The organism is Streptomyces sp. NPDC041122, from assembly GCF_055592445.1.
In genome coordinates this window covers 624,608-638,041 of the sequence record NZ_JBVIYQ010000001.1, presented here as the reverse complement: position 1 = coordinate 638,041, position 13,434 = coordinate 624,608, and the positions used below count along the sequence as shown (strand labels likewise).

Here is a 13,434-nt window from a genome sequence, read left to right as displayed (position 1 = left end):
CGCGGTGACCGCCGTCACTGATCACGCCGACCGCGCCGACCACGGCGACGGCACGGAACCCCGCAGGGCCGAGCCCCGGAAGGCCGACCCCGGGAAGACCGAGTCCCGCCGGGCCGAGCCCCAGGGGAGCAGGTCCCAGGGCGCCGCGCCGCGCCGGGCCGCACCCGACGCGGCCCGTCCCGCCGAAATGCGGCCCGAGGGGGACGACGAGGGCCACGAGCGGACCGGCACCGACTCCGAGCCGGCCTGGGACGACGGGCTCATCGCGCGGCGCGTCGCGGTCGGCCCCCGGGGTGAACTCCCCGGCGCCGACACCGCGGTGCGCTCCTACACGCGCGCGGGGAGCCCCACGTCGTACGAGGGCAGCCCCACGTCGTACGAGAAGAGCCCCCTCGCGTACGAGAAGAGCGCCCCCTCGTACGAGGAGAGCCCCCTGGCGTACGACGGGAGCCCCGGCGCGTACGAGGGGAGCCCCAGCGCGTACGAGCGGGGCGCCACCTCCCCTGAGGGGACGCTGCGCGCGCGGCTCGACGCGTTGCGCGAACTCGTCGGGCTCTCCCGCACCCGCCTCGACAGCGGCACCCTCGCGGAGGCGGGCCGGGTCCTGGACGAGGCCGCCGCGCGGCGCAGGCTCTCCGACCGGCACACCGTCGTCGCCATCGCGGGCGCCACCGGAAGCGGTAAGTCGACGCTCTTCAACTCCCTCGCCGGCGTGATGATCTCGGACACCGGCGTACGCAGGCCGACCACCGCCGCGCCCATCGGGTGCAGCTGGACGGACGGCGCCGCCGGCCTGCTCGACCGGCTCGGCATCCCGGGAAGGCTGCGCCGCAGGCCGCTGCAGGGGCCGGGCGCCGACGAGCTCCAGGGCCTTGTCCTGATCGACCTGCCCGACCACGACTCGGCGGTGGCCGAACACCGCGAGCACGTCGACCGGATCCTCGCCCTCGTCGACGCCGTCATCTGGGTCGTCGACCCGGAGAAGTACGCCGACGCGATGGTCCACGAGCGCTATCTGCGGCCGATGGCAGGCCACGCCGAGGTCACCTTCGTGGTGCTCAACCAGATCGACCGGCTCCCCGGGGACGCCGCCGACCAGGTCCTCGACGACCTGCGGCGCCTCCTGGACGAGGACGGCGTCGCGCTCGGCGAACACGGCGAGCCGGGCGCGACGGTGCTCGCCATCTCCGCGCTGACCGGCGAGGGGATGGGCGAACTGCGCGAGGCGCTCGGCCAGTTCACCCAGGAGCGGGGCGCCGCGGCCCGCCGCATCACCGCCGACCTGGACGCGGCGACGGACCGGCTGTGGCCGGTGTACGTCGGCGGCGGCCACACCGGACGCAACCGCGGCTGGATCGGGCTCAGCGAGGAGGCGCGCGAGGAGTTCGCCGACCGGCTCGCGGACGCCGTGGGCGCGACCGCGGCGGGGGACGCGGCGGAGCGGGCCTGGCGCCGGCACGCGGGCAGGGCGTGCGGCGACCCCTGGCTCAGGCTGTGGCGGTGGTTCGAGGCCCAGCGCTCCCCGCAGGGGCTGCCGGCGCCGGGCGCGCTGCCGCCCGTGGACGAGGAGGCGACGGCGCGCCAGCGCGTGGAGCACGCGGTGCGCACGGTGGCCGACGAGGCGGCGTCGGGCCTGCCCACGCCCTGGGGTCAGGCCGTACGGGAGGCTGCGGCGCGCGGCGCCGTGGGGCTGCCCGAGGCGCTCGACGAGCTGGCGGTCGCGGCGGGCGGACCGGCCGGACGGCCACCGCGGCCCGGCTGGTGGCCCGCGGCGGTCCTCGCGCAGGCGGCGATGACACTGCTCCAAGTGGTGGGCGGGCTGTGGCTGGTGGGACAGATCATCGGGATCGCCTCGCCGAACCTGGGCGTGCCCGCGCTGCTGATGCTGGCGGGCATCGTGGGCGGCCCGTGCGTGGAGTGGGCGAGCCGCCTCGCGGCACGCGGACCGGCCCGGCGGTACGGGAACGAGGCGGAACGGCGCCTGCGGGAGGCGGCGGCCGGGTGCGGCCGGGCGCGCGTCCTCGATCCGGTGGCGGCGGAGCTGCTGCGGTATCTGGAGGTCAGGGAGCAGTACGTGCGGGTCACGGGGGCGCCGGTGGGGTGAGGGGCGACTCCCCCTTCCGGGTGACGGAGTTATCCACAACCGGGGGACGGTCCACAGGGCTCAGCGGGATCCGCCCGGCCGGTGCAGTCTGAGATCGCGGTCGCGGAGGGCGCGACGGCGAGAGCGGACGATGCGGGAGGGGTTCGGCATGAACGAGACCTTGGTGACGGTGGTGGGGAACGTCGCGACGACACCGGTGTACCGGGAGTTGCCGTCGGGGCCGGTGGCGCGGTTCCGGCTCGCGGTGACGGCGCGGTATTTCGACGCGGCGAAGAACACGTGGAACGACGGGCACACCAACTTCTTCACCGTCTGGGCCTGGCGTGCGCTCGGCACGAACGTGCAGGGCTCGGTGTCGGTGGGTGAACCGGTCATCGTGCAGGGCCGGTTGAAGGTGCGCGACGAGGAGCGCGGCGGCCAGCACTGGACGTCGGCGGACATCGAGGCGCTGACCATCGGCCACGATCTGTCGCGGGGGACGTCCGCGTTCCGGCGGGTCGCCAAGGGCAACCCCGCGCTGACGGCACCCGTCTCGGGGCGGGGTGAGGAGGCCGAGGGGGTGCGGGACAGGGAGCCGGCGCCGGTGGGGTGACGGGGCGTCAGGATCGGGTCCGAGGAGGCGACCGATGTGCGGCATATCGTCGAACGAGGGCGGTTGATTTGTCGATAAGCCCAGCTCGGAAGGGGTGTTGGGGGATAACGATTCCGAGTCGGATCCGCCGTGCGACGGGATGCGTGGGGCTCGTGATGCGCAGTTTCCTTAGGATGCCGAAGATAACTCACGGGGCAGTTGGCAGGTGACGCCATGCGGATGGCGGAGGATCCTGCCCCATTCGGTCTGCTGGCGGGTCCACCCCCCAACGTTGTGAACGGGTCCCGCCCGGAGGGGAATTCAGTGTTTTCTGCGTTGTCCATACGTAGCCGAGGTGTCGCCCGCCTCGCCGCAGTGACCGCGGCGGTGGGGCTGGCCGTGGAGGGCGGGGTGTCCGCCGCCGACGCCGCCGCGGCGCAAGAGGCGCCGCAGACCCGCGGTGGCGCGAGCGCGACGCTGGGCGGACTGCGGACGTTCGACCAGGCCGTCGTCCGGGACAACGGCAGCTCGCAGCAGGTGCCCGCGGGACTCTTCGAGATGACCGTGGAGGGCGGCGGCACCCTCCAGACGTACTGCGTCGACATCCTCAACCCCACGCAGAAGGATGCCAAGTACGAGGAGACGCCCTGGAGCGGCACCTCACTGAGCACCAACCGTGACGCGGGCAGGATCCGCTGGATCCTCCAGAACTCCTACCCGCAGGTGAACGACCTCGCGGCGCTGGCCAGGAAGGCGGGCGTGCGCTCCCTCACCGCGCAGACCGCCGCGGCCGGCACCCAGGTGGCGATCTGGCGGTACTCCGACCACGCGAAGGTCGAGGCCGTCGACCCGAGCGCCGAGAAGCTCGCCGACCACCTGTTCCGGAGCGCGCGCGGCAGCGCCGAGCCGAAGGCGTCGCTGACGCTCGACCCGCCGGCCGTGTCGGGGCGCGCGGGGGAGCGGCTCGGCCCGGTGACCGTGCGCACCGACGCCGACTCGGTGACGGTGACCCCGCCCGCGGACACGGCGAGCGGTGTGAAGGTCGTCGGCGGCAACGGCAAGGCGGTGAAGTCGGCGCGCAACGGCAGCCGCCTCTACTTCGACGTGCCGAAGGGCGCCCCCGACGGCTCGGCCGCGCTCTCCGTGCAGGCCTCCACGACCGTGCCGGTCGGCCGCGCCTTCACCTCCGAGACCAGGAGCCAGACGCAGATCCTCGCGGGCTCCAGCGAGTCGACGGTGTCGGCCGCGGCGACGGCGCACTGGGCCGCGGAGGGAGCGCTGCCGGCTCTCTCGGCGGAGAAGGACTGCGCCAAGAGCGGCGTGGACATCACCGCGACGAACAAGGGCGACGAGCCGTTCACCTTCCGGCTGATGGGCTACCGGCACACCATCAAGGCGGGCGCGTCACAGACGGTGACGATCCCGCTGCAGGAGGACCAGCCCTACGACTTCACCATCCAGGGCCCGAACGGCTTCGAGAAGCGCTTCAAGGGCGTGCTCGACTGCCGGACCGAGGGCGCGGTGGTCACCAACAAGGCCCGGCCGGTCGCCGAGCCCAGCCCCGCGTCCGCGGGCGGCACGGTCGGCGTCGGCGGCGACCTGGCCGAGACGGGCAGCTCAAGCAACACCCCGCTGATAGCGGGCATAGCGGTGGGCTTCGTGGTCCTGGGCGGCGCGGCTGTGTTCTTCCTGCGCAAGAAGGACGACAAGACGGACGCCTCGACGGAGGAGTGAGAGGGGGCGGTGACGCTCGGTGCCGGCCCGGCCACCCAAGTGGTCGGCGAACGTCCAGGTCACGGGCGCCCGCCGGTACGGGTTTCCTCCGGGAGGTGGCTGTCAGGCAAGATGGGGTGTATCTGCCCACTCACTGATTGCCGGACGGTTTCTCTTGGCTGAGTACATCTACACCATGCGCAAGACGCGCAAGGCGCACGGCGACAAGGTGATCCTCGACGATGTCACCTTGAGCTTCCTTCCTGGCGCGAAGATCGGTGTCGTGGGCCCCAACGGCGCCGGTAAGTCCACGGTGCTCAAGATCATGGCGGGCCTGGAGCAGCCGTCCAACGGCGACGCGTTCCTCACGCCCGGGTTCAGCGTCGGCATCCTCATGCAGGAGCCGCAGCTCGACGAGTCCAAGACCGTCCTGGAGAACGTGCAGGACGGCGCCGCCGAGATCATGGGCAAGCTCAAGCGCTTCAACGAGGTCGCCGAGCTCATGGCGACCGACTACTCGGACGCGCTCATGGAGGAGATGGGCAAGCTCCAGGAGGACCTGGACCACGCCAACGCGTGGGACCTCGACGCCCAGCTCGAGCAGGCCATGGACGCGCTCGGCTGCCCGCCCGGCGACTGGCCCGTCACCACCCTCTCCGGTGGTGAGAAGCGCCGCGTCGCGCTCTGCAAGCTCCTCATCGAGGCGCCCGACCTGCTCCTCCTCGACGAGCCCACCAACCACCTCGACGCCGAGTCGGTGAACTGGCTGGAGCAGCACCTCGCGAAGTACGCGGGTTGCGTCATCGCCGTCACCCACGACCGGTACTTCCTGGACAACGTCGCCGAGTGGATCCTCGAGCTCGACCGCGGCCGGGCCATCGCCTACGAGGGCAACTACTCCACGTACCTGGAGAAGAAGCAGTCCCGTCTCAAGGTCGAGGGCCAGAAGGACGCCAAGCGCGCCAAGCGGCTCAAGGAAGAGCTCGAGTGGGTGCGGTCCAACGCCAAGGGGCGTCAGGCCAAGTCCAAGGCGCGTCTCGCCCGCTACGAGGAGATGGCCGCCGAGGCGGACAAGATGCGGAAGCTGGACTTCGAGGAGATCCAGATCCCGCCGGGCCCGCGTCTGGGCTCGATCGTCGTCGAGGTCGAGAACCTGTCGAAGGCCTTCGGCGACAAGGTGCTCGTCGACGACCTGAGCTTCTCGCTGCCGCGCAACGGCATCGTCGGCATCATCGGTCCGAACGGCGCGGGCAAGACCACGCTGTTCAAGATGATCCAGGGCCTGGAGCAGCCGGACTCCGGCAGCATCAAGGTCGGCGACACGGTCAAGGTCAGCTACGTCGACCAGGGCCGCGCCAACATCGACCCGAAGAAGACGCTGTGGGCCGTCGTCTCCGACGAGCTCGACTACATCAACGTCGGCCAGGTCGAGATGCCCTCGCGGGCGTACGTCTCCGCGTTCGGGTTCAAGGGCCCGGACCAGCAGAAGCCGGCCGGGGTGCTCTCCGGCGGTGAGCGCAACCGCCTCAACCTGGCGCTGACCCTCAAGGAGGGCGGCAACCTGCTCCTCCTCGACGAGCCGACGAACGACCTGGACGTCGAGACCCTGTCGTCCCTGGAGAACGCGCTCCTGGAGTTCCCCGGTGCCGCCGTCGTGATCTCCCACGACCGCTGGTTCCTCGACCGGGTCGCCACGCACATCCTGGCGTACGAGGGCGACTCCAAGTGGTACTGGTTCGAGGGCAACTTCGAGTCGTACGAGAAGAACAAGGTCGAGCGGCTCGGCCCGGACGCGGCCCGTCCGCACCGTGCCACCTACAAGAAGCTGACTCGGGGCTGAGGCGACCGTGGCTCGACACGTATACCAATGCCCGTTGCGCTGGTCGGACATGGACGCCTTCGGGCACGTCAACAACGCGGTCTTCCTGCGCTATCTGGAAGAGGCGCGGATCGACTTCATGTTCCGGCTGGCACCGGGTGACGGCAGCCCGTCGTTCTCCGGCGGGTCCGTCGTGGCGCGCCACGAGATCGACTACGTGCGGCCGTTGGTGCACCGGCACGAGCCGGTCACCATCGAGTCGTGGGTGACGAAGATCGGTGCCGCCTCGCTCACGATCTCCTACGAGGTCAAGGACCCGGAGCAGGTCTACGTGCGGGCCTCCACGGTCGTCGTGCCCTTCAACCTGGAGGCGCAGCGGCCCCGGCGGATCACCGCCGAGGAGAAGGCCGTCCTGCAGCAGTACGTGGACGACGCCGACACTGATGCCGACGCCGGCACCACGGGGGCGCTGGCCGCATGACCGCGCGGCTGCACTTCGCCGATGCCGGGGAGGCGGCGGACCTCGCCGCCTTCCTGGCCCGGCTGATCCATTACGACAAGGCGGCCGCGGTCCGGCTGCAGGCCGCCGGGGACACGCTCGCCGTGTTCGGGCGGCCGCCGTCGTTCGAGGTGCTCGTCATCCGTACGGCGCGGCTCGCCAAGCCCTACGAGCACGGGCTCCACACCACGCTGGACGTCACCGTCTCGGCGGGGGAGTTCCTGGAACGGGTCGGGGAGTCGGCTCAGTCCGTGGAGCACGCCGGGGTCGCCGAGGTTCCGGCGGCCGTCACCGGGCCGCCGTGGGCGGGTGTGCTGCCCCCGCGCGGCGGCTGGCGGCAGGAGCCGGGGCTGCCGGCTCCGGCGGCGGTGCGGGCCCTCGTGCAGGGCGCCGTCGCCGAATTCCGGTCCCGCGTCGAGGAGTTGCCCGCCGAGCGGCGGGTGCGGACCGAACTCGACCGCGTGGGGCGGGAGATCTGGGCCAGGACGATCGGCGACACGCAGCTGCCGGTGCGGGCCGCACACGCGGCGCAGTCCCTGGGGTTCCTGCGCGGCAGCGTGCTGACCCTGCTGTCGTCGGGGCCGTGGCTCCGGCTGCGTACGGACTACGGGTCGGTCGCGGTGCGACCAGCCGGTGCCGGAGGGCTCACCGTCACGCCGGCGTGACGGTGACGCGAGGATCTGCCCCGTCGCCCGGAGCGGCGCCCGGAGCGGGTTCCCCCTCGCCGCCTCGCACGGGGGCCGCCGCGCCGTCCCGCCGTGTCAGCCCTCGGAGTTGACCATGGACGCCGCCGCGTACGTCAGGTAGTTCCACAGCGTGCGCTCGTGCTCCGCGGAGAGGCCGAGCCGGTCGACCGCCGCGCGCATGTGCTTCAGCCAGGCGTCGTGCGCGGCCCGGTCGACCGTGAACGGCGCGTGGCGCATGCGCAGGCGCGGGTGGCCGCGGTTGTCGCTGTACGTGCGGGGGCCGCCCCAGTACTGCATGAGGAAGAGCGCGAGGCGCTCCTCGGCCGGGCCCAGGTCCTCCTCCGGGTACATCGGCCGCAGCAGCGGGTCCTCCGCGACCCCCTGGTAGAAGAAGTGCACCAGGCGTCGGAAGGTCTCCTCGCCGCCGACCTGCTCGTAGTAGGTCTGCTCCTGAAGCGTGCCGCGCGGGATCTCGTTCACACCGTCCATGGTCTCAGACGGGGCGACCGAGTACGGAAGACTTAGGACCACCCCCCGAACCGGCAGCCCCCCGGAACCGGCAGCCCCCCGGAACCTGCAGCCCCCCGGAACCTGCCGACCTCCGCACGCCGGGCCGGTCGGCGCCCGTCCAGGCCCCGCCACTCGCATCGGCGGCGTCCGCGCAGCACAGTGGACCCATGGAACCCGATCCTGTCGTCGCCGCCGAGGCCCGGGCCGCGCTCGTGCGCGAGATCGAGGCGAGCGGGGCCTGGCGGGACGACCCGGCCTGGCGGGCGGCATTCGCGGCCGTGCCGCGCCACCTGTTCGTGCCGTACTACTACGTGGGCGCCGGGGGCGGATACGAGCGGCTGTGGGGCGAGGACCCCGACGCGGGGCGCCGCGCCCGCTGGCTGCGCGGCGCCTACAGTGACGCCCCGCTGGCGACCCGGGTGCGCGACGGGAGCCTGCTCTCCTCCAGCAGCCAGCCGTCCCTGATGGCGAAGATGCTCGTCGAACTCGACGTACGGGACGGCCACCGCGTCCTGGAGGTCGGCGCGGGCACTGGGTACAACGCCGCGCTCCTCGCACACCGGCTCGGTGACGACCGCGTCACGACCGTCGACCTGGACCCGGAGATCACCGAGTCCGCGCGGCGCCACCTCGCGGCCGCCGGGTACCGCCCGGCCGTGGTGACCGGCGACGGCGCGGCCGGCTGCCCCGAGCGCGCCCCCTACGACCGGATCATCGTCACCTGCGCCCTGACCTCGGTGCCCCGGACCTGGCTCGCCCAGTGCGCGCCCGGCGCCCGGATCCTCGCGCCGCTGGCCACCGGCCTGATCGCGCTGACCGTACGGGACGCGGAGCACGCCGAGGGGCGCTTCCTGCACACACCCGCCTACTTCGTCCCGCTGCGCGGCGGCGAGGCGCGGAGCGCGCCCGAGCGGCACATCGGGGCGCTGCCGCGCCGGGCCCTGCAGGACGAGCTCTTCCGCTTCCTCCTGGAGCTGACCGCGGGCACCCTCGATCCGCACGAAGCGCTCGCGCTGTGGCAGCGCGAGGGGCTGCCACAGCGCGAGCGCTTCGGGGTGAGTGTGAGCGGACCGTACGAGTGGGCCTGGCTCGACGACCCCGAAGGGCCGTACGCCTGGCCGCTGTGAACCCGCTCAGTCGCGTCGGATCGTGATCGTCGTCCAGGCGCCCACGTGCACCTGGTCGCCGTCCTGGAGCGGGATGGGGACGAAGGGCTGGATGGGCTCCTCGCCGCCGTTGACGGTGGTGCCGTTCGTCGAGTTCTGGTCGACGACCGCCCAGCCGCCGTCCGGCTGCTGGACCAGGACCGCGTGCTGGTGCGAGACGCCCGGGTCCTCCGGCGGCACCGACAGGTCGATGTCCGGGGTGTCACCCGTGGAGTGCCGGCGGCGGCCGATGCTGATCTGGTTGCCGGACAGCGGGCGCTGCTGCTCCGGCGAGTACGCGGGCAGGTTCAGGCCCGACGCCTCGGGGCCGCTGCGCTGCATCATCGCCATGAAGTACTCGCGGTCGGGACCGATCGTCGCCGTCCACGTGCCGGGACCCTGCGGAGCCGGGGGAGCCTGCTGCTGCCCGGGGGCCTGCGGGAACGGGTCCTGCCGCGGGAAGGACTCCTGCTGCCGGCCCCCGTCCTGCTGCGGGAAGGGCTCCTGGCGGAACGGGTCCTGCTGGGCCGGGGCCGGGGCCGAGGGCGGGGCCGCGGACGACGGGGGCGAGAGCACCCAGTCGTCGCCTCCGCCGCCGAAGGACGGACCCGGCGGGGGCGGGGGCGGACCCTGCGGGGCGCCCGACTCCTGCGGGAACGCGGGCGGCGCGGGCGGACCCGGCTGCTGGAACGCCTGCGGGGCGCCGGGCGGCGGCTGACCGGGACCGGGACCCTGGTGACCGGGGCCCTGCGGGCCGAGGTGGCCGTGCTGACCGGGACCACCCGGACCGTGCTGACCGGGGCCGTGCTGGCCGGGACCCTGCGGACCAGGGCCACCCGGACCGTGCTGACCGGGGCTGTGCTGGCCGGGACCCTGCGGGCCCTGCGGACCCGGACCCTGCGGGCCGCCGTTGCCGAACGGCGGGATCGGCTCGGCGGGGCGGTTCATCTGCGAGGGGCGCGAGCCCTGGTACTCGTAGCCGGGCGGGGGCTGCTGGAACTGCTGGGCCGGGTTCGGACCCGGCGGCATGCCGGGGCCGTGTCCTGGACCGGGGCCGTGCCCGGGACCGGGTACGCGGCCGGGACCCTGGCCGGGCCCTCCCTGGGTGCCGGGCAGCGGCGGGTTCGGCGCGGCCGGGGTGTACGAGGTCGCCGTGTTCGTCAGGAAGTTCCAGCGGCACTCCTCGCAGAACGGCGCGTTCGCCTCGCGGGGCGTGCGGCACTGCGGGCAGAGCTCCGCCTCGGGAGCCGGCTCCGGCACGGCGGCCAGGTGCGGGCGGCCCGGCGCGGGCTGCGGGAACCCCGGGTCCTGGCCGGGCGGCGGCGGGGGATACCCGTATCCGGCCGGGGGCGGCGGCGGGGGTGGGGGCGGTACGGCACCGGCCATGCGGTGACCGCAGACCTCGCACCAGTCGTCGGAACCCGACTGGTGTCCGTTCGGGCAGGTCGGCATGTCGGCGCTTCCCCCTCTCCTTCTCCGGCCCGCGGGCCGTACGTGCTGATCGTGTTCCGTACGCGGCGCCGGAGCACCGCGTACCCGCGTCGTCGACGCGCTACTGCTTCTTGACGCGAACGGTCTTCGTCGACCGGGTCTCGAGTGTCATCTCGTCGGCCTCGGCGACCTTCGCCTTCAATCGAACAGTACCTGCCGCGGCGTCCACGACGTCCACCACCTTCGAAAGCAGTTTCGCCGTATCGGCGTTGCCCGAGGCGCCGGCCAGCTGCACCGCGCGGCCGAGCTTCGCCGTCGCGCCGTCGACATCGCCCGATTTGCGGGCGTCGAGGCCCTGCTGGATGACGTGGGCCAGCTCCGCCTGGCCCGTGTAGTGCGCGACCTGCGGATTGATGGAGGTGGACGCCTCCATGTCGTCCGTCCACACCGCCCGCACCAGCCCCTGCGACAGCGTCCGTGCGCTGCCGTCCTCCTGCGGCACGATCAGCGAGACGCGGGCCGCGAGCATCTCCTGGCCCAGCTCGGCGCCCGGCACCTGGACGCAGATGTGGTAGTCGCGGGACTCGTCGCCCCAGGACCCGGTGGGATAGTCCCCGGAGCGCGGGCCCGACTCCGTGCGGCGGTCGGTCAACTCCTCGACCGTGGGCGCCACTTGCTTCACGAACTTGATCTCCACGCCCACCGGCGTCCAGAGCCGCAGGCTGACGTCGGCGACCTCCTTGCCCATCGCCGTCTCCATCATCTGTGTGAAGTCGGCGGTGAGCCCGGCCGGGTCGGCGACGATGTCGGCGGTGCCGAGCAGCGCCGAGGCGATCCCTGTGACCTCCTTCACCTCCCAGTCCGTGCCGACGCCGCGGGCGTCACAGGTGAAGCGGCCCGCGCAGGAGTCGAGCGCGGCCCTCAGGTCGTCCGGCGATTCGTGTTCGTTGCGGCCGTCGGTCAGCAGGATGCCGTGCCGGATGGTGACGTCGGCGGAGGAGAGGAGACGGTCGGCAAGGCGCAGCCAGGTGCCGATCGCGGTGCCGCCGCCCGCGCTCAGCTTGCGCAGGGCCTGCTTGGCCTGCCCGCGGGTGGCCGCGTCCGCCACCGCGAGACGGCCGTTGCCCGGGTAGACCTCCTTGGCGACGTGCGTGCCGCCGATCACCGCGAAGTGCACGCCGTCGCGCAGGGCGTCGATCGCCGCGGCGGTGGCGTCCCGCGCGCCGCGCATCTTCGTGGGCGGGTAGTCCATCGACCCGGAACAGTCGACCATGATCGCGACAGCGGCGTCCGGGCTCTGCCCCGCCGAGTACAGATGCGGGGCCCCCACCGCGGAACCGATCGTCCCGCCACCGGTCGAGGTGACCGTGGCAATGGCGTTGACCTCCCTGCCGCCTTCCGGGAGATACTCGTTCTGGTACACGTCGACCGTGAACTGCGGCACGGTCGACTTCGAGAAGTTGGCCATGGAACTGCTCCCCCTCAGATCCTCGGACGCCCGGACCCCGGCCTCCCCCATGTCGGCCGGGTCGCCCCTGTGGCGGGCGGGCGTCCGTCGCGTTGATATGCGTCCGCTCTAGGCCGATCCTGCCCCTTGTGCCACGAACGGGAACGGGACGACGGCCACTGTTACGTTGTCGTGGCCCCCGCCGTCCAGCGCGTGGCCGACCAGGACCTGGGCGCTGTGCAGCGGGCGGACCGCGGCGTCGGCGGGCACCGCGTCGGCCATCTCCTCGACGGCTTCCGCGTAGTTCCACAGACCGTCCGTGCACACCACCACTACACCCGCACGGTCCGGCTTGAAGGAAGCGGTGTGCGGCTCCAGTTCGTACGCGTCCGCGCCGAGCCAGCCCGTGATGGCGTGCGCGCGCTCGTCGGCGTACGCCTCCGCCTCGCTCATCAGGCCCGCGGCGACCATCTGCGCCGCCCACGAGTCGTCCTCGGTCAGCCGGACGGTGGGGCCCGTGCGGTCGTCGGGCACCCAGTAGGCGCGGCTGTCGCCGACCCAGCCGACGACGAGCAGGCCGCCGGCGACGATCGCGCCGACCAGGGTGCAGGCCGGCGCGTTCTGGTGCGGGCTGTGCTCGCGGGCCGCGGCGGGCTCGTCGGCCAGCGCGTTGACCGCGTCGGCCGCCGCGAGGATCGCGTCGTGCATGCCCTGCTGCGGGTGGACGCCGCGCGGCAGGGACTCCCGAAGACAGGCGCCCGCGGCGCGGGAGGCGGCCAGCGAGGCCTCGTCCGGGCGGGTCGCCGAGGAGACGCCGTCGCAGACGATCGCGACGGTGGCGGGAGAGCCGTCGGGCAGCGCGGCCGCGGAGATCGCGAAGGCGTCCTCGTTGCGGTGGTGGCGCAGCCCGCGGTCGCTGACCGCGGCGACGGTATCGAGTTCCTGCTCCATGTGGTCGCGCTCGCGCGGCTGGGCGTGCCCGCAGTTCTCGCAGTACCCGTCCGGGTCCACCCGGCCCGAACGGCACGCCACGCAGAGCTTGGTGCCGGCCGGGGGCGTGCCGCCGGGCAGGTCGGTGCGCGGGTCGGCGCCGGCCGCGGGCTCGGCGGCGGGTACGGGGGCGGGTGCGCCCGCGCCGGGAGCGGGCAGCGGGTACTCGTCCGGCTCGGCGGGCGCGGGGCGCTCCGCAGGGGGCTGCGCCTGCGCGGCGTTCCGGGCCGCCGCGGCCACCGCACCGGCCTCCGGGGTGCCGGAGAGCGCGCCGCCCGCGGAGTCCGTGCCCGCCAGGTCCGTCGGCAGGTGGGCCGGCACCGGCCGGTCGGAGCTGTCGGCGTCCGGCGCGACCGGCCAGCGCTCCGGCTCGCCCGCTGCGGCGGACCCGTCCGGCGAGGCGGCCGGCCGCGGTGGCACCGCCGACAGGTCGAACCCGCACGCACCGCAATACAGGTCACCCGACTCCAGCGGCTCCTCACAGCTGGGGCAGGCAGACAGCTGGGGCATCTGCGACAT

11 protein-coding genes are annotated in these 13,434 nt (G+C 73.4%); 7 read left to right on the top strand and 4 right to left on the bottom strand.

Annotation, left to right across the window (positions count from 1 at the left end; translation table 11 throughout):
• Window positions 1-4: 4 nt before the first annotated feature.
• From ACZ6B8_RS02720 to ACZ6B8_RS02695, 6 genes are all read left to right on the top strand, one after another.
• The gene (locus ACZ6B8_RS02720; RefSeq protein WP_471606063.1) at window positions 5-2,104 is read left to right on the top strand and encodes a GTPase; all 2,100 of its coding nucleotides are present in this window, start codon (window positions 5-7) and stop codon (window positions 2,102-2,104) included.
• Between the two features lie 148 nt (window positions 2,105-2,252).
• Window positions 2,253-2,696, top strand: coding sequence for a single-stranded DNA-binding protein (locus tag ACZ6B8_RS02715; RefSeq protein ID WP_471073801.1), 444 nt, complete (start codon window positions 2,253-2,255; stop codon window positions 2,694-2,696).
• A gap of 321 nt (window positions 2,697-3,017) precedes the next feature.
• The gene (locus tag ACZ6B8_RS02710) at window positions 3,018-4,409 is read left to right on the top strand and encodes an LAETG motif-containing sortase-dependent surface protein (protein WP_471606446.1); all 1,392 of its coding nucleotides are present in this window, start codon (window positions 3,018-3,020) and stop codon (window positions 4,407-4,409) included.
• 154 nt (window positions 4,410-4,563) lie between these two features.
• On the top strand, window positions 4,564-6,228 hold the full coding sequence (gene ettA / locus ACZ6B8_RS02705) for an energy-dependent translational throttle protein EttA (RefSeq protein ID WP_471073804.1): 1,665 nt from the start codon (window positions 4,564-4,566) through the stop codon (window positions 6,226-6,228).
• A 7-nt stretch (window positions 6,229-6,235) separates the two neighbouring features.
• Window positions 6,236-6,688 (top strand): acyl-CoA thioesterase, encoded by a 453-nt coding sequence (locus ACZ6B8_RS02700; RefSeq protein ID WP_471073807.1) that lies wholly within the window; start codon window positions 6,236-6,238, stop codon window positions 6,686-6,688.
• On the top strand, window positions 6,685-7,371 hold the full coding sequence (locus ACZ6B8_RS02695; RefSeq protein WP_471606062.1) for a DUF8185 domain-containing protein: 687 nt from the start codon (window positions 6,685-6,687) through the stop codon (window positions 7,369-7,371). The genes ACZ6B8_RS02700 and ACZ6B8_RS02695 overlap by 4 nt, the downstream gene beginning before the upstream one ends.
• Window positions 7,372-7,467: 96 nt before the next feature.
• Here the strand turns inward: ACZ6B8_RS02695 and ACZ6B8_RS02690 are convergent, their stop codons facing one another.
• The gene (locus ACZ6B8_RS02690; protein WP_471073813.1) at window positions 7,468-7,881 is read right to left on the bottom strand and encodes a globin; all 414 of its coding nucleotides are present in this window, start codon (window positions 7,879-7,881) and stop codon (window positions 7,468-7,470) included.
• A 188-nt stretch (window positions 7,882-8,069) separates the two neighbouring features.
• Between ACZ6B8_RS02690 and ACZ6B8_RS02685 the strand changes: the two genes are divergently transcribed.
• The gene (locus ACZ6B8_RS02685) at window positions 8,070-9,029 is read left to right on the top strand and encodes a methyltransferase domain-containing protein (protein WP_471606061.1); all 960 of its coding nucleotides are present in this window, start codon (window positions 8,070-8,072) and stop codon (window positions 9,027-9,029) included.
• Window positions 9,030-9,035: 6 nt separating this feature from the next.
• Here the strand turns inward: ACZ6B8_RS02685 and ACZ6B8_RS02680 are convergent, their stop codons facing one another.
• From ACZ6B8_RS02680 to ACZ6B8_RS02670, 3 genes are all read right to left on the bottom strand, one after another.
• Window positions 9,036-10,499, bottom strand: coding sequence for an FHA domain-containing protein (locus tag ACZ6B8_RS02680; RefSeq protein ID WP_471606060.1), 1,464 nt, complete (start codon window positions 10,497-10,499; stop codon window positions 9,036-9,038).
• Between the two features lie 100 nt (window positions 10,500-10,599).
• Window positions 10,600-11,946: a vWA domain-containing protein gene (locus ACZ6B8_RS02675; RefSeq protein WP_471073822.1), complete on the bottom strand. Its 1,347-nt coding sequence runs from the start codon at window positions 11,944-11,946 to the stop codon at window positions 10,600-10,602.
• A gap of 108 nt (window positions 11,947-12,054) precedes the next feature.
• Window positions 12,055-13,434, bottom strand: a complete 1,380-nt coding sequence (locus ACZ6B8_RS02670) for a PP2C family protein-serine/threonine phosphatase (RefSeq protein ID WP_471606059.1) — start codon at window positions 13,432-13,434, stop codon at window positions 12,055-12,057.